Here is a 21,765-nt window from a genome sequence, read left to right on the forward strand (position 1 = left end):
TGAGCGTAAGCACCCACCCCACCCCTCGCACCCCGAACAGCGATAACCCACCCGTGGCCGCCGCGGGCTGGTCAGACGATCACGATGCGTCGGTGATCCTGCGCCGCATGGCGTCGACGATGGTGTCGCCCAGGGAGGTGAGTGATTCGGCGGCCTCCAGCTGCGCTATGCCTTCGGCGGTAAGCGTCCGGACCTCGGCGAAGCGACGCTCGGCGGCCTCGGCCGCGGATCCGGTCGCGATGGTGCGCTGGACTCGCCAGAAGTCGGTGATGGCGACGTGGGCGTATGTGCTGTGCAGTAGGCCTTCGATCGGGCGTGGATGCGAAAAGCACGGTGGGTGGTAGCGCGGTTCGATATCGGCGCGGTCGTACAGTTCGAAGGCATCCATCATCGCGCCGAGCTTCACATGTTGGAATTCGTGCACCAGCAGTTCGGCGAGTGATTGCGGATCCAGGTGCCGGGCCGCGATACCCACCGCACCGAATGCCAGTCTGGCCGAGGCACTTCGGTTCATCGGACCATCCGGTCGCAGCGGCAGTATCGTCCGCAGACCTGCACGCAGGCCGGGCATATACGCAGGCAGATTTTCTTCGAGGAATTCGAGAGCGCCCACCAGAGCCTGCTGCCAGTGCTCGGCCTCGACATCGCTCAACCGCCCGGTCGGGTGAATTTCGCTGCCGTGATAGGGCAGCGCTCGATAGGGATCGGTGTCCTCCAGCGTCACGGTCAGCTCGCCGTAGGTCAGCTTGCGCACCGGCTCGGCCAGCGCGACCTCGCCCTTGCCGGTATCGATCCACACGCGCTCCGCGGCCCGCAACGCACCGAACATCGGCAACGGCGCCATACCGTCGCGCACCGGCACCGGCAGTCGCAGATCCGCGCCTGCCAGCAGCGCGGCGCTGGCCGCGACCGCCTCCAAGTGGTGAACATCCGCGGCGACAAACTCTGCGCGACTGATGTTTTCGAGCAGTGCGGTTGCCCACACCCGGGTGTAGGGATGCGCGAGCACCGCCGCCACCGCGTCCGGGGCCGATGCGTCCAAACCCACCAGCACATCCCACGCGGCGGCGAAGCGCGCATCGTCGTGTGGGCCGAATCTGCCTACTGCCGCCAATAATTCACGTTGCACCGACGCCTGGGCCTGTACCAGCCAACGCACCGTCGCCGCATCGCCGAAACCCGCTGCCAGCTGCGCGAATTGATCCTCCGACAGACTATGTGCGGACTCAACCGAGGTCACGGCTCACCTTCATACGTTCGTCGAATGTGGCGCGGTGCACTTCCGCGGCGCGGACCGCGGCACTTTCCGCGGTGGGATCGACCGGTTCGGCGAGCCACGGCTGCACCGTCGCACTCATGCCCGCAACGAACCGCTCCCCCAGCGGGGTCAGTGATCCAGATGCCTGGAGTTGGCGAATCGCCTCCGCGGTCATCATGCGCCACCGCACGAATTCCCGTTCCGATTCCTGGCGCTGCGCCCCCTCGGCCCGGATGCGATGCACCCGCCAGAAATCGGTCACGCCGATATGCGCGTAGGTGCCCTGCAACAGCCCCTCGATCGGCCGCGGGTCCGGCCGCCACGGTGCGTAATACCGCAGCGCCGTATCGGAGCGGTCGAACAATTCGAACATATCGAGAATGGCGCCCATCTTCACGTGCTGGAATTCGTGGATCAGCGGCAGCGCGGCCGATACCAGCGCTCGTCGCAACCCGATGCCGACGGCGCCGAAAGCCAGTCGCATGGAGGCACTTCGGTCGTAGTTCTCGTCCGGCTCCATCGGCATGACCGTGCGCAAGCCGGCGCGCAGCCCAGGCGCGTACACGGGCAGATGTGCGTCGATGAAGTCGATGCCCGCGGCGAAGGCGCGCTGCCACCGCTGCGCCTCGGCATCGCTGAGCCGGTCGGCCGCATAGCTGTGGCCGATGCGGTAGGGGTCGGTGTCCTCTAGCGGAACGGTCAGGTCGGTCGCCGTCAGCAGGCGCAATGGATGTACCAGATCCAGCTTCTCGGCCGCGCCGGTATCGATCCACACCTGTTCTTCCCCATCGGCTTTCAGCGCACCGAAAGTAGGCAGCGGCGCAACACCGCCGCGCACCGGCACCGGCAACCGCAGATCCTTGCCCGCGTGCAGCGCCGCACTCGCGGCGACCGCCTGCAGGTGATAGACATCCTCGGGCACCATCTCGCCCTTGCTCACACCCTCCAGCAGGGCGATGGCCCACACCCGGGTGTACGGATGCGCCAGCACCGTGGCTACCGCATCGGGCGCCGACGCGTCCAGGGAGACGAGCACATCCCATGCGGCCGTGAATCTTTCGTCACTCTGCGGGCCGAATCGGCCGATGGCGGCCAATAATTCGCGCTGTAGCGACGACTGCGCCTGTGCTAGCCAGCTCACCGTGGCCGCATCACCGAAACCGGCTGCCAGTTGGTCGAATTCGTCATCGGACAGGCTGTGCGCTGCTGCGGCGGCAGCATGGGCGGAGGTCTGCGCACCGCCTCTACCCGCTGCGGCTTCGGACTCGGCCACGTGAGCGATCATCTCCTTCAGATCGGCGCAATAGACGGAGGGATTGTCGAACTCGGTGCCCGGACGGTATCGGTGCGGGTAGAACCCACCGCCGCAGACCTGAACCACGTCACAGGACCGGCAGGTGGCGCTGACGCCGTCGATGCCGTCGCGACGCACGGTGATTCCGGGCAGCACCGCAGCCTCGTCGAGACTGTTGTCCCATACATTCAGTCCAGTCGCCGCCGCGCCTTCGAAGGCGGTCTTGAGCGAGTCGACCTGCTCGAGCGTGCCGTCGGTTTCGATAACCAACAGATCCACCGGATCGAGTCCGATTGCCTCGGCGGTGCTCGGACGGCCGTACATGGCCGCTACCACCGATTCGAAGGTGCGCAGCGGTACCGGTCGGCCGTCGGCATTCCACGCGTCGAATATGGCGATGAGCCATTGCGCATACTCGCCGCCACCCTGTTCCGGATTGTCCGGGTCGCGCGGTATTCGCAAGCCCGGCGGCTGATGCTCCCAATTCGAGTGCGGCAGTAGTAGATCCATGCGCGGCGGCTCCTGCTCCAGCAGCCCACGATAGACGGCGATCGGGTCGTTGGCGATATCCACCGTGCACAGCAGGCCGGAATACAGCGGGCGGTACTGCGGCTTTCGCAACAGCTCGAGGCTCGTGATCACCTGGTCATAACTGCTGCGGCCGTTGCGGTACAGCCGATGCCGGTCGTTGGCAGTGCGATCGCCGTCGAGCGAAACACCAACTCGCACATTGTATTCGGCGAACAAGTCGAGGTACGCCTCGCTGAGCAGAATCGCGTTGGTATGGATGTGCAGATTCAGGCGGGCCACCGGGGCGATGGCCGCGTGCAGCGCGACCAGGAATTCCCTGGTCCGATCTACGCCGAGCAGCAGTGGTTCGCCGCCGTGCAGCACGATGGCGACCTCAAGCAGCGCATGGGCCGCCGCATGTTCGGCGATGCGGAACGCAATCCGGGTGGCCGTCTCCGGGGCAAGCCCCATCGGACGGCCACGCCAGGATTGGTCGACGTGCTCATACATATAGCAGTGATTGCACGCCAAATCGCACCGGCTATGCACCTTGATCACAAACTGACGAAAGGGAAGCGGTTTACGGTTCACGGAGATAGCCGGTATGCCGAAGCGGTATTCGGATCAGATCAGAGCGGAGCTGAACGAAATACCGGTGGTTGAGGAGTTGGCCAGATTCGCGAGCAGATCGGTCAAGCTCTGGCCCGAAAGCTGCCCGAGCGGAGTGCCACGCAGATCGCTCACAGCGGACACCAAGGCGCGATTATTCGACTTCATGATTCATTCTCCTAACGAGCGAAACCCTTTGGCGCTCTTGACGAATGCTACGCACCACCAGTCGCGCCCAGTTTCCCAACTTTGGGAGTCTGGTCATGGGCAAGAGGGACTGTTCCCGCGTCCTCCGCCCGCTTGAACCGCTCAGGCGAATTCGACCGAATCGATGTGGCCCAGTGCTCGTCGCGATCCCAGACGAAATCACCGTCGTGGCGGCAACCCATAGACCAGCCGCTGTTGACATACCCTGCTCGCTAAATTAGCTTTGCTTACAAAGCAAAGGTGTCGCACCTGACCCTGATAGTCCCACGCGAACGCGCGGTCCCACGCTCCACAGAGGAGAACCAATGTCCGAACCAGTCGTACGGCCCAGGGCACTGACCATCGGATTGCATCCACAAGCCATGGACTACAACCGCTTCCCCAACCTGGACGAGGCACAACTGACCGCCAGGATCGGTGCCGCGAACGATGCCCTGCGGGACACCGAATTCGATATCACCCCATACCTGGTCGGCGCATCGCCCGACGAAGCCGAAACCGAAATCCGAACCCTGCTCGCCAACCACCGATTCGACCTCGTCATGATCGGCGGTGCGATACGAGCCTTCCCCGACCACACCCTGCTGTTCGAGCACATCATCAACGCCGTAGTCGAGGCGGCACCGGGAATTCGATTCTGCTTCAACACTTCCCCCGAGACCACCCTCGATGCCCTCCGCCGAGCATCCGCATCCATGTGAACTCGCGACCAGTTGACCCGCGCGAACCTACCTCCTCCATGCTGGTCGAACGATCACCATGCGTCGTGGCAGCATCGGGCGAGAGCCACCAACACCAGCGCATGGTGGCCATCAGTCCAGTTGTGGGAGGGCGAAGCGGAGGGTGAGGAGTTGGAAAGGGCGTAGCCGAAGGCGGACTCCTGCGCCCTCTGGGGTTGCGGAGGTCTCTGCTGGTAGGGGGCGTTCCAGTAGATCGCAGGTCTGGAATCCGGCGTTGTCGAATTCTGTGGTTACCAGCGCCGAGGCTCGGCCGCCATGGGCCTCGTAGACGCGGAGCACGACGTCGCCGCTGCCGTCGTCCGCGAGTTTGACGGCGCTGGTCACGACGGCGTCGTTGTCGATAATGAACAGTGGCGCAACGGGTTCGGCGACACCGGCGCGCGAGATGGCGAGGTTGATGCGGTAGCCCGCGCGCACGGCATCTCCGATCGAAGCGCCGGGAATCAGGGCGTGCCGGAAGTGGTGGGTACCGTGATCGGTCTCCGGATCAGGGAACCGGGGTGCCCGCAACAGCGAAAACCGCAGCGTTGTCGTTGTTCCGCCGTCGGCTCGAACAGTGCGGGTGACGTCGTGGCCGTAGGTGGAGTCGTTGACGAGCGCCAGACCCCAGCCGGGCTCGGCGAAGTGGACGAACCGGTGATTGCAGGCCTCGAACTTCGCGTACTCCCAGCTGGTGTTGGTGTGGGTGGGCCGGAAGACGTGCCCGAATTGGGTTTCGGACGCATAGCGGTCGGCGTGGATGTCCAGGGGGAAGGCAAGTTTGAGGAGTTTCTCGGTCTCGTGCCAGTCGACGGTGGTGTCGATATCCAGACCGCGCGCGCCCGGCCGCAGTGTCAGGGTCTGCTCTACCTTGGACGACCCGAATGAGCGGGCGATCCGCACCACCGCTGCGCCCTTCGAATCTGTTTCTGCCGCAACGAATTCTGCCTCGGTCAGGTCGGTGACCCGGTTTCGGTAGAAGAGATCGACATCCCAAGCGTCCCAGGAGTTCGGGAAATCCGGGTGTAGCTGCAGGAGATTCGCGACCGAACCTGGTGGCAGCGTCTCGCGCTGATGCTCGAGGTCGAACACCGATGCGACGAGCCCGCGGGCGTCAACTTCTACCCGCAACAGACCGTTGTCGAGGACGAAACCGCCACCCCCACGCTCGACCACCGAGCATGAATCACCCGAATCCACCGGAGCAGCCGCACCTGCTGGAACCGTTCGCCAGCTGTGCGGCGTCGGGTTGAACATATTCGGTCCCTCCCGCTCACCGCCGAGCACCCATTGCGCCCGCTCGATAATCGCCGTCAACTCCTCGGCCACCGCCGCATACGTCTGCTCCGCCTCGCGGTGCACCCACGCGATCGACGAGCCGGGCAAGATGTCATGAAACTGGTTGAGCAGCACCGTCTTCCAGATTCGGTCCAATGCCGCGTACGGGTACTCGAGGTTCTTCCGCACCGCCGCGCTGGCGGCCCACAGCTCGGCCTCCCGTAGCAGATGCTCGCTGCGGCGGTTGCCCTGTTTGGTCTTCGCCTGACTCGTCAATGTGCCACGGTGCAACTCCAGATACAGCTCCCCTACCCACACCGGCGGGTTCTCGTACTCGGCCTCGGCCTTGGCGAAAAAGCCGGATGGGGAGTCCCACACCACTTTCGGCGAACCCTCGAGATCGGCCATCCTGGCGGCCTTCGCGATCATCTCCCGCGTCGTGCCGCCGCCACCGTCACCCCAGCCGGTCGGCGCCAGCGACATCGACGCACGGCCATTTTCCTTGAAATTCCGTGCGGCATGGGCGATCTCACGCCCGTGCATCGAACAGTTGTAGGTATCGACCGGCGGAAAGTGGGTGAAGATCCGCGTTCCGTCGATCCCCTCCCACAGGAAGGTATGGTGCGGAAACTGGTTGATCTGACTCCACGAAATCTTCTGGGTCAGTAGCCATTTCGAGCCAGCCGCCTTGATGATCTGCGGCAGACCGGCGGCGAACCCGAAGGTGTCGGGCAGCCACGCCTCTTCGTTCTCGATACCGAATTCCGCCAGGAAGAACCGCTTTCCGTGCACGAACTGCCGCGCCATCGCCTCCGAACCCGGCATATTCGTATCCGCCTCGACCCACATCCCGCCGGTCGGCACGAACCGCCCCTCCGATACCGCCCGCTTGACCAGCTCGTAGACCTCGGGACGGTGTCGCTTGATGAAGTCGTACTGCGCGGCCTGGGACATCGCATAGATGAACTCGGGCTCGTCGGCCAGGAGGGCGGTCATATTCGCGGTCGTACGCGCGACCTTGCGCACCGTCTCGCGCAGCGGCCACAGCCACGCGGTATCGATATGCGCGTGCCCGACCGCGGAAATCGTATGCGCGGACGGTACCGCAGGCTTCGCGAGCACATCGACCAGGCATTCGCGCGCCGCCGCGGCGGTGGCGTTCACGTCCTGCAGATCGATCGCGTCGAGTGCGCGCTCGATCGCACGCACGATGTCATAGCGGCGAGCAGGCTCCTCGGGCATCTCGTGCATCAGGTCGCCGAGAACCTCCAAGTCCTGTACCAGCTGCCAGACCTCGTCGTCGAAAACCGCGAGATCCATTCGGCCCAGCCGATATTGCGGCTCGTCACCGGCGGTGGACTTGTCACCGAGAGTGTTCGGCGAGAAAAAGGGGATGATCGGGTTCGAAGCCGCCTCGACGTGCAGCAGCACCGCCTCGCCACCGACCGCCGGAGACGCCACCCGCACCCACTGGTTGCGCGGGTGCAGCCCCTTGACCGGCGATCCGTCCGACCGATAGACCAGACCCTCGCACTGGAAGCCGGTCATATTCCGGTCGAAACCGAGGTCGATAATCGCCTCGACGGTTTTGCCCGCCCACTCGGCGGGCACCGCGCCCTCGACCGTGAACCAGCTGGTCCCCCATGGCACGCCCCACCTGGCACCGGATTCGATAGGCGTCCGGGGCGCGGCCAACCCTTCGGCAACCGGCACCGGCTCATCCGGCGCGACCCAGACCGATGCCCGCAGCGGCACCGACTCCGGATAGATCGCCGGAACGATCCGCTCGGCAAGGACCCGACCGAGGCGACTTTCGATCAACCGACGGTCATCGTGCACAGCGCTGGCTCCCATCGGAGAAGTGATCACCAACCGCCCTATTGTCCGACAGCACGGTGAATTCCGGGCGATGCCAGCCTCTTTCATCATTCCACCATCTGATGTACCGTTATTTAACGGCTCAATAGATTCGGTTCATCGAATCGGCGGAACCCATTTCGGCGACGCCGACGGACATGCAGCTGTGCGCGCTCGGGAGGCGAAATGCTCAGTCTGGAAGGTCGACTGTCCCAACTCATCAAGGAAGCCAGAAACCTAGGCGCCGGCGCGACCGTCGATACGGTGGGTGACCTGCAATCCGCGCTTGGCTCCTTGGACCGGGAACTCGAGAGCACAGCGCCCAACCCGGAGCAACGTCGTTATCTCGGCAAACTCCGCCGGGAAGCGGGGCTGCTCTTGGCCGATGCCCGTGCCCGCGCCGTCCTGGCGCGCGATTTCGGGATGGTGCCCTAGCGCACCCATGGCCACCATCCGGACCGAAATCGTCATCGAAGCTTCGCCACAACACATTTGGGATGTGCTCCGTGATGTCGGCGCCGTGCACACACGCCTGCTCCCCGGTCGAGTCGCCGACACCCGCATCCAGGGCGTCGAACGCTTCCTCACATTCCCCGACGGCCACGTCATCCGGGAACTGATCGTCTCCATCGACGACCGGACCCGTCGACTGGCCTACGCCGTGGTGGAAGGCGCCAGGCCATCGCTGGACCACCACCACGCATCCTTCGAGGTCCACAGCGAGGGTGAGCACGGCCGCCTGATCTGGATAACCGACGTCCTGCCCGACACCATCGCCGCCGATATCCGAATCCGCACCGAATACGGCATCAAGGAAATGAAGCAGGCAATAGAAGCATCGGCGCCACCTCGGCGCACGGCTCTGACCGATACGCTCGAAACGTGATCATCTGGCTGACTACTCGGTCCCGCCATCGTCGTCACTCGAATCTTCTCCACCGGTGTCCACGACCGCGGCGCAACCACCGGTCTCGGCATATGGGCTGTCTGGCTCCGGGTCGCAGATCGTCGGTCGGTACACGTCTTGTCGACGAGTCCATGCCGCGGCGGCGGCATGCTCCGCCACATGTTTGCTCCACTCCCACATATCAATCCCCCCAGAATCGAAATCACTTGCGCACACGCGGTTTACAGCCATCCCCGTGCTGATCCGTCGTGATCACGATATGAGCGCGCTCCTCTCCGATCGAGAGCCCGCACTCTGAACCCCCTGGTCCACTGGCCGAACGGGAATTCCGGACCGGACCCCGAGATTCCGGACCGGAACGCAAAGTCGGCTGACCTGGGACTACGATCGCAGGACAGTCATCACACGCGGACAACGCCCAGCCAGGAGTCCCATGTGTCGCTTGTTCGGTTTGTCGGCCGCACCGCGGCGCGTGCGGGCCACATTCTGGCTGCTGGATGCGCCGGACAGTCTGTCGATTCAGAGCAGACGTGAACCCGACGGCGTCGGCCTCGGCACCTTCACCGCCCACGAGGCCCCGCTGGTGGAGAAACAACCCATCGCCGCCTACGAGGATGTCCAATTCGCCCGGGAAGCGCGCGAACGAGAATCGACGACGTTCGTCGCGCACATCCGCTACGCCACCACCGGCGGCTTACAACCCCGCAACACCCATCCCTTCGAACAACGCGGCCGCCTGTTCGCGCACAACGGCGTGCTGCACGGCCTCGACGAACTGGACTCCGAACTCGGCGACTACCTCGACCTGGTACACGGAGACACCGATTCCGAACGATTCTTCGCCCTGATCACCCAGCGCACCGACCGACACGACGGCGACGTCACCGCAGGCATCACCGACGCGGTCGAATGGATTGCGGACCACCTGCCGGTCTACGCCCTCAACCTGGTGCTCACCACCGCAACAAGCCTGTGGGCACTGCGCTACCCCGACACGCACGACCTCTTCGTTCTCGAACGCGCAGCAGGCGGTCCACAGGGCGACCGGCATCTGGACCAGGCCGGACGAGCCGGAATCCGAACCCGCAGCGGACACCTTCGCGACTTCCCAGCGGTGGTCGTAGCCAGCGAACGCACCGATGAAGACCCACGCTGGCGAGCGCTCGCCCCTGGCGAGCTAGTCCACGTCGACGACCATCTGCACGTCCGATCGACCTCCCTGCTGGACTACGCGCCACGCTATCCACTGTCGCTGGCGCAGCTCGACACTCGCGCGGCGGCAGCGCAGTCAGGGCGATGACCACATCGCTCCGTGCCCGCGGGCAGCTTCCTCACCGGCACCGTCATCCCGCTCGACGACGAAATCACCGGATGCGCCTAGATCATCGTCGGGGACACGGCAGCGGCCGAACCCGCTACCGATGGGATGTCTGTCCTCGGTGCAAGACTCAGCGACGTGAGATGGGCAGTGGCGGAAACAGGCGACGGAGGTGCGACGCTGTGTCCGCTCGATCAAGACGGTCGGCCCGCCGGACCGGTGGTGCGCGAACCATCGCTCGCCGAGGCGGTGCGCGCACGTCCCGAGGTCGAGCGGTGGGTGTGGCGGTCCACGCCCGAGATCTACCGGCCGTTGCTGGCGGCGGGGGTGCGGGTCGAGCGGTGCTATGACGTGCAGGCCGCGGAGGCGCTGCTGATCGGCCATGAGGAGGGACAGTCGGGACAGGCTCGCTCGTTGGCGGCGGCCTGGGCGCGACTGCACAAGCTGCCCGTCCCGTCGGACGCGCCCGTGCGTGTCGCCGAGACCCAGCCGTCGCTGTTCGAATCGGGCCCGGTACCACTGCCACCAGGAACGGACGAGTTCGACGCACTGCTGGAGGTGTACGCGAGTCAGCTGGCACGTACGTCGAAGACCGAACATCCGGAACGAATGCGGCTGCTCCTTGCCGCCGAATCGGCGGGCATGCTGGTTGCCACGGAGATGTCCCGAACCGGGATCCCCTGGCGCGCCGACGTCCACCGCGAGTTGCTGGACAAGCTACTGGGAGAACGCTTTCCGGGCGGACTGGAGCCGCGCCGGATGGCGGAGTTGGCCGACGAGGTGTCGCGGGCGTTCGGGGAAGGTGTTCGGGTCCGGCCGGACCTGCCCAACGACATCATCAGAGCCTTCGCCCGCGTCGGGATCTCGTTGTCCTCCACCCGAAAATGGGAGCTCCAGCGGATCGATCACCCCGCGATAGCGCCATTGCTGGCCTACAAATCGCTCTACCGCTTGTACACCGCGCACGGCTGGTCCTGGCTCGAGCAGTGGGTGCACGACGGCCGCTTTCGTCCCGAATACCTGCCCGGCGGAACCGTTTCCGGCCGCTGGACCACCAACGGTGGCGGTGCCCTGCAGATTCCCAAGGTGATCCGCCAAGCGATACGCGCGGAGCCGGGATGGCGTCTGGTAGTCGCCGACGCCGACCAAATGGAGCCGCGGGTACTCGCCGCGATCTCCCGCGACCCGGGATTGATGGAGGTGGCCGGTCGCGGCGAAGACCTATACGCCGGTGTCTTCGGCGGCGACCGCGCCCAAGCCAAAATCGCCCTGCTGGGCGCCATTTACGGCCAGACCTCCGGCGATGCCCTGACCCACATGGCCGAACTGCGTCGACGCTATCCGGCCGCGGTGGCGTACGTCGACGACGCGGCCCGCGCCGGTGAAGAGGGCCGTTTGGTGCGCACCTGGCTGGGACGCACCTGCCCGCCAGCTTCCGTCGTATCGCCCGAGACGGGCACCTCCGCCACTCGCGCTCGCGGCCGCTTCACACGGAACTTCGTCGTGCAGGGCAGTGCCGCCGACTGGGCCCTGCTGGTGCTGGCCGGCGTGCGTCATGCGATGACGCACGCCGGACTCCGCGCCGAACTGGTCTTCTTCCAGCACGACGAGGTAATCGTGCACTGCCCCGCCGAGGAAGCCACGGCGGTCGCCGAAATGATCGCGACCGCGGCCGAGAGCGCGGGCCGGATCGCCTTCGGGCCTACACCGGTGCGGTTCCCGTTCACGACGGCGGTGGTGGATTGCTACTGGGACGCCAAATGAGGTTCCCACGCGAACCCATCCGGATCGGTGAATGCTCCGGCACTGCCGCCGAGGACGATCCGGTGCGACCCGCTCCCCTCCGCGGAAACACCGGCATCCTTGGCGGCGGCACGCCGCCCATAGAGCGCGAGCTTGATCGAGGACGCGGGGGTGTCGAACTCGACGTACTTGCTGCCGAAGCTCTTCGCCACGGTCAGGCCATGGTCGACGTAGAACTGCTTGGTCGCCTTGACATCGTCGACCCCGAGCAGAACCACGAAATCGTCGATCGCACGAGTGGCCGGGCCGGTTTCCTTCTTCGACGATGTCGCGATCTTCCAGATCGCCCCATCCGGAGCCTGGACGACACCGCCGTAGCCCCAGAAACTCTTCTTGGCGGGCTTCAGAATCGTCGCGCCCCCTTCGACAGCGGTGCCGACGAGGCTGTCGACGGTACTCGGCTGCGACACCACGAGCGAGAGGATGAAGCCACGGAAGCCGGTCGTCGGCTCCTCCGAGGCGCGGAAGCGCAATTTGTCGCCGAGACCGAACGCGGCGGTATAGAAAGCCTCTGCGGCCGCGACGTCGGGGACCTCGAGGATGATGGATTCGATAGCGGCTCGGTTAATGGTGATGTTCATGTCAGCAACGCTATTTCGTACCCCCTGACCGGCGCTTCTCGATTCCTGATCGCTTCCTCTGCCCGGTCTGGATCAGCCCGTCTTGGACGTGTCGACCACGCCGTAGGTGTGCTCCGCTGCCATTGCAACACATGGGTGACAGCCGTGCAGATGGCTACTGCCACTTGATGTTTCACGATCACGCTCGGGCGAGTCGAGTCACCGGCAACATCAGTCGATATCGAAGACGAACGAATACCACTCTTCGGACACCTTCTCGAACCGTCGCGCGCCACTGCCCACCGGCTCGTTGCCGGGCGAGTACACCCAGCCGCGGACAGTCGAACCCACGAATCCATCGGCGTCATAGAAGTACACGCGCCCATCGGACTCGCGTTGAACCAAACTGATGTCCAAGCCGCCGACACTCAGATCCCGACGGGAACTCGGCCCATCCTCGCCCAGCATCTCGACCGCCACGCCTTCCATCTCCGGACGTGCCGAGCCGAAGCTCGCAGGCCGAAAGATCAACCCCGCCACCACCCCCGCGACCACAACCACCGGAACCGCGGCAACTTTCCACGACCACCGGCGCACGCTGCCGAGCAGATACAGCGTCTTGATCGCCCACCCCACCAGCGAAACACCCAGCAGAATCCCGCCGATCACCAGACCGACAAGCCGATCGGGACCGGTCGAATTCCCAACGAACGGAATCCAATCGAGGTGGACGCCCAAGAGAACCGCAACACCGACGACTGTCCCAATCAGAACCATGACCCCCGGCGCCGTAGCGGTGTCTTGTCCCCCCTCGGCCTGCCCATCATGAGTGAGTGACATTTCGATCGGGCCTCCCATCCCGGCTTCCGCAGCCCAACGCCTGATCCGCGCTCGACGATCCGCTCAACCGAACTCTAGCCACCTCGGCCGCAAGTGTCGGGCCTTTGATATCTGGACCAGCGAGACGGGACCGAAGGGATAGGAGCACCGGAGACTGCGCTGCTGCCTGCAGTGCGGGATCTATAGCCCGATGGTGTGCCAACCGGCCACAGCAACCTTCCACCGGTGGCCACAACTCTTCCCAGGCCAAACACCTCCCCTTCCCGCCATTGGGCACCTCTTTCCAACAGCGAACGCTCCCAACAGCGGCAACCGCTGCTCACGCTCATGATGTTTCCGTGTCGTACACGCTGGTCGGCGTGACAGTGATCGCGTCGCCTTTATCCAGATCGGCATCCGAATCGGAAATCCAACCGTCTTCGTCCACTCGGCTCAGCCAGCCATCAGACCTGCGCTCGTAAATCGGAGCGCTATCAGTAGGTGCGAGGGCAAGTTTGTAGCGGGTCTCCTCATGGAATACGGCGAGCAGCGCCCGCACCGATGGCGCGGTCTCGCTCCGATGGGACAGATCGAGCTCGTACATCTGACCTACGCCTCCAACGTGTTCGGCAGATCCGCCAGGTTCATCAGCGCTGCCCAGTAGTCGTCACGAAGCGCGTCCCAGAGATCACCGTGCTTGGGCAGTAATTCCCGAGCGGCGGCCAGATCCGGGTACGGCTCGAACATGACCGTTCCCGGTTGCGTTCCGGGAAGGGACGTGCGCGAGGGTAAGCGATACGCGGTGAACGATTCGAAAGTGAATTGCACGCGCACGATGCGCGCTGACTTCCCCGCCAGCCGCCACACAGCCAGCTTGCGTCCGTCCTGAGTTCGACTGGTGCGCAACCTATCTCGGCCCATCATGCCCCTTTCTGGTTGGTGCGCCCGGTGCCGGAGGACTCGACACTCCGGCACCGGGACGACAGTGCGCGCACAGGCTGATCGGCCCACTCGCGAACCGCATCGGCGAACAGCTCCACCACATCCGCGGATGCGCCGCTATACCTGGCTACCGGGCCGATGAACGGAACACGTTGCGGCAGCATTGAATTCGTCATATCTTCCTCCCGCCGAGATTGCGCTCGTGGTACCCGACGCAGAGAGACCCCGGCAGCAGCGTCCAACCGCGGCCCAGAGCTATGACATCTCGTGGTGCGCTTCGGATGGAAATTGCCTTCGACCTGCGTCAGGTGTTGGAATGAGCCTGCAGCAAAGGCACCGGTCCATAACAGTGCGGAACCGGCGCGAGAAGGGTTAAGAGCGGGTAATTTGCTGTTCGGCACTGGCCTACGCAGGGGGAACGAACCGTATGGTGAATATCGAGTGGACGCCCACAGAGATCCGCGCCCTCCGCGAAGCGATGCGGCGCAGCCCGATGGAGTTCGCGCGCATTGTCGGCGTCACCAAACGGACCCTCAGCCTTTGGGAATCCGGGCAGACATCGAACATGCACGAGTCGAGTAAGCGCCTGCTGTATCAGGTCATGGAGGATGCCACCGACGATGCGAAACAACGGTTTTGGACCGCTGTCGCGAGCAATTCCCGCCCGAGACCACTCCTCCACCGAGCGGCGGGGATCTCCTACTCGCGACGGCTGATGAATCAGCGTCACTGCTGTCATGGGCGGAAGCGACAAACGTGGGGCCGCTGACCATCAAGGACCTCCACGACGACCTGCGCTGGGTGACACGTGAATATCTGAAATCGCCCACGCTGCCGTTGTTTCGACGTGTAGTCCACACCCGCGACCGGGCGATCGAGTTGCTTAAAGGACGGCAACGCCCCAGCCAGAGCGCCGAACTCTACGGAATCGCGGGATGGTCCATGACGATTCTGGGCTGGATAACCACCGACCTCGGGAATCCGGAGATCGCGGAGCGACATCTCCGCACCGCGTGGGCTCTTGCCGAGAACACCGAAGACAACGAGTTGCGCGCCTGGATCAGGGCCGCCCAGAACACCGCGGCGGCATGGCGCGGACAATACGATGTGGCCGCCGACGCCGCCGAAGACGGTCTGACCTACGCCACCGCCGGAACAGCACTGCTCATCCTGGCAAGCGCCAGGGCGATCGACTTGGCCCATCTCGGCCGCGGCCAGGAATCAGCCGCTGCGATTCAGCATGCGCTCGATATCGCAGCGCAGCTGCAAGACGAGCCACACAACGACCAATTCGGTGGCCCATTCTCATGCCCGGTCGAACGCGCTGGTGGCTACTGGGCCGATGCCGCACTCGTCAACGATGACGCAGCGAAGTCGATCGAGTTCGCTACCAGTGCCCTCGGCCAGTTCCGCGCCGCCGCGCCGGCATTGCGCAACCTCGGCTCCGAACGCATGGTCCGCTGCCAGCAGATCAAAGGATTCATTGCGCTCGGCGACTTCGATGTCGCGGCGGCCGAACTGGCCGACGTCGCGGCAACGACACCGGTAGAGCACCGTGTCGGGCCTTTGATCCAACGGATCGACGAAATCGCCCAACTGGCATGCGAGACAACCGGATCCGCGAGCAGTGCCACCGAAATCGTTGATGTCGCGTTGGCATTTCGACAACTCGCCGATCTCGGCCCCCCCTTGCCAGCGCTCGCGGCCGGGACGAACGGAGACTGACTCTCATGGGTAAGGATTCAACGCATGATCATTGGTGGTGGCGTCCAGGTTGGCGGGTGGGCCGGTCGTTCTACACCTGGCACGTGACCTTCACCGACGACTCCCCGGTTCGACGGCTCGTCGACCTGTTCGAACCTTTGCTGATGCAAATACCTACGATGGATCCCGTTGGTAAAGAAGGACTGCACATCACTGTCCAGGGCGTCGGATTCACCGATGAGATCACGGCTCCGGACGCCGAGCGAATCGCTCATGCCGCGACCGAACACCTATCCCGGCGCCAGCCATTCAATGCCCTGATCGGGCCGCCCACAGTGGATGAAGAAACCATCGGGATGCCGATCTCGAGCACAGAAAGCTTCCAGCAAGTGCGCAACGCACTACAACAAGCCATCGCGGACGTGTGGGGCATCGACAACGTGCCCGAACGCCACGACCGGTTCCGACCTCACCTCACCCTCGCCTACTCCACCGGCGAGGCATCGGTGATCGACCTGCGCGACCTGCTCACGCGAAATCGATTGAGCGACATCGAGGTTGTCGAGCAGGTGAAAGCTGTATCACTGATCGAGCTGAATCGGGACAACCACCGATACGAATGGCGCGAGATCGCCAAGGTCCCGCTGGGCACCCCCAACTCAGCCGAAATCCAGTAGCGGTTCGACCATGTCGGCTGTCACTGGTACTCCAAGTCACTTGTTGGGGGAACCGTCAAACATCGAGGCTGACACCATTCGACCGGTCTGGACCAGCGAGACGGTCCGAAGCGGTAGGCGCTACTCCTTCCGCTCCAAGCCGAGAGCACCGTGTGCGTTCCGCACCTCTGACACGAAGGGCCACCGATGATTGTCGCCACCGAAATCATCGCCCGCGCCGTCATCCGTGACGGCGGTCGGATACTCGTGGCACGCGAACGCGGCAAGACCTGGGTTTTCCTCCCCGGCGGACACGTCGAGCCCGGCGAACCCGTCGAATCCGCACTCCTCCGCGAACTCGCCGAGGAACTCGGAACCGCTGGCAGGATCCTCGGCTTCGCCGGTGTCGTCGAGCATGGGTACACCGATCAAGGCAATGCCCACCATGAAGTCAATCTGATCTTCGATGCAGAACTCGACGACACACCGGTCAGCCAAGAAGAACACCTCGAATTCGATTGGCTCCCAATAGATCAGATCAACGCGGCAGACTTGCGCCCAACCGCTCTGAAAGCCCTCATCACAAACGGCACGCGGTCGTTCTGGCACGGCTGGAAGGCCGACGACTAGCGGACGGTGAGCGCTTCCGAGTCTGCTTGGCGCGCTTGCTACTTGCCGACCGTCCCACACCGTTGCTGATCTTCGACAAGCCGAACAACAACCTCGCCATCAATAGTGTACCGCCGAGGCTGCTGGCGCAAAGGATGATCGGCATGCATCGACGGCGCTCCGCAATCGGAAAGTGCAGAGTGGCAACCGTTTTCACGGGCCAGTGGTATGGGCGGCGACTGCGCTGCTGCACGGGTGGGGTCCTGGGGTGCGGGATCTTTCCGGTAGCTGCCCGATGACGTGCCCCACCGGCCACAGCATCCAACGGTGGGCACAGCTCTTCCCAGAAAAGACCTTCCCTTCCCGCCATTGGGCACGCGCCTCCCTCCTACAAATGCTCCCATCGGCGACAACAACCTTCCACCCGCGGGCACAACCCTTGCCAGGACAAACGCGGTTGTTCCCGCCAGTGGGCAACGTCTCTTCCGACGATGGCCCACCGGCACAGCAACCTTCTCGCCAGTGGGCACACCTCTTCCCACAACTATGCCGTTGGTAACGAGGGCACGGCATGCGCGCTCTTGTGATGGTTGGGTTTTCGGGTCAATCCTTGGCTGCTGCGGCCTGTTCGACCACTTCGGCAACGACGTCGAGAGGGGAGACGGCGACAGAGTGTGATGCGCCGACTTCGGTGACGTGCGCGCGGTTGGCCATGAATCGCTGGGCGCGACGGGAATGTTCAGGTCCTGGGTGGTGATGACGTCCCAATGGGTTTCGCATTCCAGGCGGCCCACGGTGGCCTTTTTCCTACAGCGCGGCCTGTGCGATCGGCGGTTGCGCGGCGGCCATGAGTACGCGATCGGCGCTGGCATCGGCCGCGAATTGGTCGCGGAACTTGTCTTGCCGGACATAGAGGTCGGTGCCAGTGGTGCCATCGAGGTTGGTGAACGGCACCGGTCGGGCACTGGCGACGCATCCGTCAACGGACGCTGCTCGCGACGTAGAGCGCTGAGGTGGCAAATCAGCCCAGCATTCTTGATTCGTCCAACGCCGATGATGATCGAGTTACCCTGAATTGATGCGATCCCGGTTCCGTCGGTACGTCCTGGCCGCGCTCGCCGCCGCGGCGTCGACATTGTTGCTGTGCACGAACTCCTCGGCTGTCCCACCGATTCGGTCGAACGCGCTACCGGTACTGGACTCGGATTTCCTCTGGGGTGTCGCGTCCTCCGGATTCCAGTCCGAAGGCCATGCGCCCGATAGCAATTGGACGCGTTACATCGCGAACTCCGGGGCCGAAGCACTGCAGGATTCGGTCGACTTCTACGACCGGTATGCCTCCGATATCGACCTCGCAGCCGCGCTCGGTGTGAAGGTGTTCCGGATCGGAATCGAATGGGCGCGTGTGCAACCCACGCCGGGCACCTGGGATGCTGGCGCGTTCGGCTTCTACGACGCGGTGATCGCGAAGATCGTGGCTGCTGGAATGCGACCGATGATCACCCTGGACCACTGGGTCTATCCCGGCTGGGCGGCCGACCGCGGCGGCTGGCGCAACCCGGGCATGGTCGGGGATTGGCTGGCCAATATGAGCACGGTCGTCGACCGCTACGCATCCCGAAATCCATTGTGGGTCACCGTGAACGAACCGGTCGCCTACATCGTGCACGAGACCAGCCGGGGCGCGGCGAGCGCACCCGAGATGCTCGACCGCCTCGCGCAGGCCCACAACGCCATCTACGACTACATCCACCAGGTGCAGCCCGGCGCCCAGGTGACCAGCAACGTCGGCTATGTCGCTGGCTCGGAGGCACAGGTCAACGGCGCGTTCATCGATCGCGTCGCGGATCGGCTCGACTATGTCGGCGTCGACTACTACTTCGCATACGATCCGGTGCAGTCGCTGCTGAGTTCCATCACCAGGGCCATCGGGTCGGCGATGCCGGAGCTGCCCGGACAACGCATCTGGGAGCTGCCGGTACGTACCGAGGGCATTTACTATGCGCTGCAATACTATTCGCGCCGCCTGCCGAACAAACCGCTCTACATCGTCGAGAACGGCATGCCCACCGAAAACGGCATCCCCCGCGGCGACGGCTACACCCGCAGCGATCACCTCCGCGACACCGTCTACTGGATCCAGCGCGCCAAAGCCGACGGCATGAACGTCATCGGCTACAACTACTGGAGCCTCACCGACAACTACGAATGGGGCAGCTATACACCACGTTTCGGCCTCTACACCGTCGATGTGCGTACCGACCCATCCCTGACGCGCCGCCCCACCGACGCCGTCGGCACCTACACCCAACTCATCGCGACAGGCGGTCTCCCCGCCGACTACCGCCCCACCCGCGGCCCATCGTTCTGCGTCCTCGTCGACCCACCGTCCAGCTGCCTGAGCCCGGTGGCAAACCCGTAGCCGATGCCTTTCCTAGATTTGCCGAATGTCGCATCCTGGCAGCACGTAGGCGCTCGGACGGGTTTCGAGGTCGCTTACTTCACCGCCGACCATGGCAGACAGCGAGTTGAGGGCGTCACCACGGCCACCGAGGGCAGTCGATCCTGGATTGTGGATTATGTGATCGAAGTGGACCGATCGTGGTTGGCCAGGTCCGCGCGGATCACCGGCCGAAGTGCGGATGTGACCCGCACGATCGTTATCGAGGCAGATGGCATGGGCCACTGGCAGATCGATGGCGTCCCCGCACCGCATTTGCGTGGGTGTCTGGATCTGGACCTGGAAGCGTCGGCGGTGACCAACACCTTTCCCGTACACCGGCTGAACCTGCCGATCGGCCATGCGGCGGCCGCACCGGCCGCGTACGTCCGAGCGGTCGGGCTTGCGGTGGATCGCTTGGAGCAGACGTATTCACGTACCAGCGAACAGGCGTATGACTATGCGGCTCCCGCCTTCGACTTCGCCTGCGAGCTGACCTACGACCGACACGGCCTGATCCTCGACTATCCAGGTATCGCCACGCGAGTCCACTGAGACCGACGCATCCCTTCTGTCAGCCGTGCAACGCTCGGTCGAGAACTGAGCTGTCGACGGACTGTTGCAGTCGCACGAGCTTGCCGTCCCGGTCGGTGCGCTGACTTGGTCACACCGGCCGAACTCCATGCGACTTGCGCCCAGCAGTCACTGGTTCGAACCCGCTGTATCCGGAACTCGTTCCGCGTCCTGTTCATCGGCCGCAGTCAGGAACTGGCGGGTGTTTGCACGGCTATTTCGCCACCCAGTTCATAGCCACCGATCAGCTCCAGTGCGTCACCACTCCAAAACCGGCCGGGGTCATACCAATTCGGGCTTCGCTGTTGTGATAGCAGTCCCATCGACTGGTAGGTCGCGGCCACGATCTCCGCGCAGTACGCGCTTTCCAACTCCTGAACGGCCGCGCGGCCCGACCGGCGTCGCGGGAGACGCACTCGACCGCGTAGCCAGCGACCGGCGAGACCGGCAGTGGAAGGAAACGGGGTTCCGTCGAGTCGAGCGATGGTGCGCAGCAGACCGTCTTCCATCTCCTTGGTTGCCGGACGGTTCAATTGGCGCAACCAGGCCTGCTGACCGTAGCGGTGTGTCCACACCAAAACCGCATCCCGCAGGTTGTGCAACTGCACGCCGCGATGTGCGACACCCGACCACATATCGGTCAGTGATCGACCGAGCTCCGCATGCCAGATCAACGCGGGCAGATCGTCGAGCACAACCGACATTCCCACATGGTTCACCGGACTGTTCGTCGTCATCCGAATCGCACGGTCAGCCGCCGAATGCCCACGGAACAACCAGATATCGCCGGTTCTGGTGAGCTCGAGCGCCCGATCGAGACTGATGCTCGTCCCCGTCATGGACGTAGCCTATGCGGTATGAGGTGGTGGAAGGCAGTGGGATTGGCAGGTGCGGCCGGTGTAGTCGCAACCGGTGTAGTGGTCGTGCGCGCTGAACGCCGCCGCCGCGCCTACACCCCGGACCAGGTTCGCGAACAATTGCACGTGCGATTCGCCCAGGCAACCTCGGCCGAGGCAATCACCGAACCCACCACTCCCCCACCTCGGGACGACATCCGCAGCCGCATCCGCCGCCTGTTTCACCGCTGACAAGCCGGTCGGCTCGAAACCGACAAACCCATTGTCGCAGAGCCGCACTCGTGCCCGATCAGCGTCTCGCCTTCCGCTGCGGCGCCACCGGTAAAGATTTTTTCGGCGGCGCGTCGATTTTCGAGGTGCCCCGTTCGACTCGAGAGTGAGAGGGTCCGAGAGGGGCCCGGCTACTCGAGGAGACAGAACGATGAAGTACATGCTGATCTGGCGCGCCACCGACGAGGCCTACGCGGGGATGGCGAATATCGACTTCGACAAGATGCTCGAGACCGTCGGTCGGTACAACGAGGAGATGATCCGGGCGGGCGTGCTGGTCGCCGCGGAGGGCCTCGATGATGCCGCCGATGGCGTGGTCGTCGACTATTCCACCGAAACGCCGGTGGTCACCGACGGACCATACGGCGAGACCAAGGAATTGTTCGGCGGGTTCTACATTCTCAACGTGGCATCGAAGGAGGAGGCGGTGGAGTGGGCCAAGCGGTCGCCGATCACCGGTCCCGGCTTCAAGACCGAGATCCGCCGGGTCACAACGATCGATGAGTTCCCGCAGGACAACGAGTGGATCCAGAAGGAGCGGAAGTGGAGGGAAGCGACCGGTCAGCTCTGAGCGG

Annotated in this window: 23 protein-coding genes; 12 read left to right on the forward strand and 11 right to left on the reverse strand. The window is 64.1% G+C overall.

The window, feature by feature from the left end; all coding sequences use genetic code 11:
* Window positions 1-79 precede the first annotated feature (79 nt).
* From ACQP1T_RS29895 to ACQP1T_RS29905, 3 genes are read right to left on the reverse strand one after another with little or no spacing between them, the layout of a single operon-like run.
* Window positions 80-1,240, reverse strand: a complete 1,161-nt coding sequence (locus tag ACQP1T_RS29895; RefSeq protein ID WP_433756372.1) for an aKG-HExxH-type peptide beta-hydroxylase — start codon at window positions 1,238-1,240, stop codon at window positions 80-82.
* Complete coding sequence (locus ACQP1T_RS29900) at window positions 1,227-3,653, reverse strand: FxsB family cyclophane-forming radical SAM/SPASM peptide maturase (RefSeq protein ID WP_433756373.1); 2,427 nt, start codon at window positions 3,651-3,653, stop codon at window positions 1,227-1,229. The genes ACQP1T_RS29895 and ACQP1T_RS29900 overlap by 14 nt, the downstream gene beginning before the upstream one ends.
* 33 nt (window positions 3,654-3,686) lie before the next feature.
* Window positions 3,687-3,839 carry a hypothetical protein gene (locus tag ACQP1T_RS29905; RefSeq protein ID WP_433756374.1) on the reverse strand — a complete coding sequence of 51 codons (153 nt, stop codon included), beginning with the start codon at window positions 3,837-3,839 and terminating at the stop codon, window positions 3,687-3,689.
* A gap of 344 nt (window positions 3,840-4,183) precedes the next feature.
* On the opposite strand from ACQP1T_RS29905, the gene ACQP1T_RS29910 reads away from it, so the two are divergent.
* Window positions 4,184-4,579, forward strand: a complete 396-nt coding sequence (locus ACQP1T_RS29910) for a hypothetical protein (protein WP_433756375.1) — start codon at window positions 4,184-4,186, stop codon at window positions 4,577-4,579.
* A 111-nt stretch (window positions 4,580-4,690) separates the two neighbouring features.
* On the opposite strand, the gene ACQP1T_RS29915 is transcribed toward ACQP1T_RS29910, so the two are convergent.
* Entirely contained in the window at window positions 4,691-7,714 is a 3,024-nt protein-coding gene (locus ACQP1T_RS29915) for an alpha-mannosidase (protein ID WP_433762419.1), read from the reverse strand.
* 204 nt (window positions 7,715-7,918) lie between these two features.
* On the opposite strand from ACQP1T_RS29915, the gene ACQP1T_RS29920 reads away from it, so the two are divergent.
* The 4 genes from ACQP1T_RS29920 to ACQP1T_RS29935 all read left to right on the forward strand — a co-directional run bounded on the left by ACQP1T_RS29920 (window position 7,919) and on the right by ACQP1T_RS29935 (window position 11,721).
* Window positions 7,919-8,167, forward strand: a complete 249-nt coding sequence (locus ACQP1T_RS29920; RefSeq protein WP_433756376.1) for a hypothetical protein — start codon at window positions 7,919-7,921, stop codon at window positions 8,165-8,167.
* A 7-nt stretch (window positions 8,168-8,174) separates the two neighbouring features.
* Complete coding sequence (locus ACQP1T_RS29925; RefSeq protein WP_433756377.1) at window positions 8,175-8,618, forward strand: SRPBCC family protein; 444 nt, start codon at window positions 8,175-8,177, stop codon at window positions 8,616-8,618.
* A gap of 454 nt (window positions 8,619-9,072) precedes the next feature.
* Window positions 9,073-9,939, forward strand: a complete 867-nt coding sequence (locus ACQP1T_RS29930) for a class II glutamine amidotransferase (RefSeq protein WP_433756378.1) — start codon at window positions 9,073-9,075, stop codon at window positions 9,937-9,939.
* Between the two features lie 156 nt (window positions 9,940-10,095).
* Entirely contained in the window at window positions 10,096-11,721 is a 1,626-nt protein-coding gene (locus ACQP1T_RS29935; protein WP_433756379.1) for a bifunctional 3'-5' exonuclease/DNA polymerase, read from the forward strand.
* Here ACQP1T_RS29935 and ACQP1T_RS29940 read toward each other — a convergent pair.
* The 5 genes from ACQP1T_RS29940 to ACQP1T_RS29960 all read right to left on the reverse strand — a co-directional run bounded on the left by ACQP1T_RS29940 (window position 11,703) and on the right by ACQP1T_RS29960 (window position 14,257).
* Complete coding sequence (locus ACQP1T_RS29940; RefSeq protein WP_433756380.1) at window positions 11,703-12,341, reverse strand: glyoxalase; 639 nt, start codon at window positions 12,339-12,341, stop codon at window positions 11,703-11,705. The two genes, ACQP1T_RS29935 and ACQP1T_RS29940, sit on opposite strands and share 19 nt — an antisense overlap.
* Before the next feature lie 210 nt (window positions 12,342-12,551).
* Window positions 12,552-13,097 (reverse strand): hypothetical protein, encoded by a 546-nt coding sequence (locus ACQP1T_RS29945; protein ID WP_433756381.1) that lies wholly within the window; start codon window positions 13,095-13,097, stop codon window positions 12,552-12,554.
* A gap of 388 nt (window positions 13,098-13,485) precedes the next feature.
* Window positions 13,486-13,743, reverse strand: coding sequence for a hypothetical protein (locus ACQP1T_RS29950; RefSeq protein WP_433756382.1), 258 nt, complete (start codon window positions 13,741-13,743; stop codon window positions 13,486-13,488).
* Window positions 13,744-13,748: 5 nt separating this feature from the next.
* A complete protein-coding gene (locus ACQP1T_RS29955; protein WP_433756383.1) occupies window positions 13,749-13,886 on the reverse strand; it encodes a hypothetical protein in 138 nt (45 codons plus the stop codon).
* Between the two features lie 173 nt (window positions 13,887-14,059).
* On the reverse strand, window positions 14,060-14,257 hold the full coding sequence (locus tag ACQP1T_RS29960) for a hypothetical protein (RefSeq protein ID WP_433756384.1): 198 nt from the start codon (window positions 14,255-14,257) through the stop codon (window positions 14,060-14,062).
* A 580-nt stretch (window positions 14,258-14,837) separates the two neighbouring features.
* Between ACQP1T_RS29960 and ACQP1T_RS29965 the strand changes: the two genes are divergently transcribed.
* The 3 genes from ACQP1T_RS29965 (at window position 14,838) to ACQP1T_RS29975 (ending at window position 17,071) form a co-directional block, all read left to right on the forward strand.
* Window positions 14,838-15,806 (forward strand): hypothetical protein, encoded by a 969-nt coding sequence (locus tag ACQP1T_RS29965; RefSeq protein ID WP_433756386.1) that lies wholly within the window; start codon window positions 14,838-14,840, stop codon window positions 15,804-15,806.
* Between the two features lie 5 nt (window positions 15,807-15,811).
* Window positions 15,812-16,462, forward strand: coding sequence for a 2'-5' RNA ligase family protein (locus ACQP1T_RS29970; protein WP_433756387.1), 651 nt, complete (start codon window positions 15,812-15,814; stop codon window positions 16,460-16,462).
* Window positions 16,463-16,648: 186 nt separating this feature from the next.
* Entirely contained in the window at window positions 16,649-17,071 is a 423-nt protein-coding gene (locus tag ACQP1T_RS29975) for an NUDIX domain-containing protein (RefSeq protein ID WP_433756389.1), read from the forward strand.
* Between the two features lie 786 nt (window positions 17,072-17,857).
* On the opposite strand, the gene ACQP1T_RS29980 is transcribed toward ACQP1T_RS29975, so the two are convergent.
* On the reverse strand, window positions 17,858-18,004 hold the full coding sequence (locus ACQP1T_RS29980; protein ID WP_433756390.1) for a hypothetical protein: 147 nt from the start codon (window positions 18,002-18,004) through the stop codon (window positions 17,858-17,860).
* A 124-nt stretch (window positions 18,005-18,128) separates the two neighbouring features.
* Here ACQP1T_RS29980 and ACQP1T_RS29985 point away from each other — a divergent pair, with 124 nt between their 5' ends.
* Window positions 18,129-19,472: a family 1 glycosylhydrolase gene (locus ACQP1T_RS29985; RefSeq protein ID WP_433756391.1), complete on the forward strand. Its 1,344-nt coding sequence runs from the start codon at window positions 18,129-18,131 to the stop codon at window positions 19,470-19,472.
* 3 nt (window positions 19,473-19,475) lie between these two features.
* Window positions 19,476-20,045 carry a putative glycolipid-binding domain-containing protein gene (locus ACQP1T_RS29990; protein WP_433756392.1) on the forward strand — a complete coding sequence of 190 codons (570 nt, stop codon included), beginning with the start codon at window positions 19,476-19,478 and terminating at the stop codon, window positions 20,043-20,045.
* A 206-nt stretch (window positions 20,046-20,251) separates the two neighbouring features.
* Here the strand turns inward: ACQP1T_RS29990 and ACQP1T_RS29995 are convergent, their stop codons facing one another.
* A complete protein-coding gene (locus ACQP1T_RS29995) occupies window positions 20,252-20,902 on the reverse strand; it encodes a hypothetical protein (RefSeq protein ID WP_433756393.1) in 651 nt (216 codons plus the stop codon).
* 18 nt (window positions 20,903-20,920) lie between these two features.
* On the opposite strand from ACQP1T_RS29995, the gene ACQP1T_RS30000 reads away from it, so the two are divergent.
* Together ACQP1T_RS30000 and ACQP1T_RS30005 are read left to right on the forward strand one after the other, a co-directional pair.
* On the forward strand, window positions 20,921-21,151 hold the full coding sequence (locus ACQP1T_RS30000; protein ID WP_433756394.1) for a hypothetical protein: 231 nt from the start codon (window positions 20,921-20,923) through the stop codon (window positions 21,149-21,151).
* A gap of 190 nt (window positions 21,152-21,341) precedes the next feature.
* Window positions 21,342-21,761, forward strand: a complete 420-nt coding sequence (locus ACQP1T_RS30005) for a YciI family protein (protein ID WP_396955850.1) — start codon at window positions 21,342-21,344, stop codon at window positions 21,759-21,761.
* Window positions 21,762-21,765: the final 4 nt, after the last annotated feature.

This window comes from Nocardia sp. CA-135398, assembly GCF_050955845.1.
Taxonomy (GTDB): domain Bacteria; phylum Actinomycetota; class Actinomycetes; order Mycobacteriales; family Mycobacteriaceae; genus Nocardia.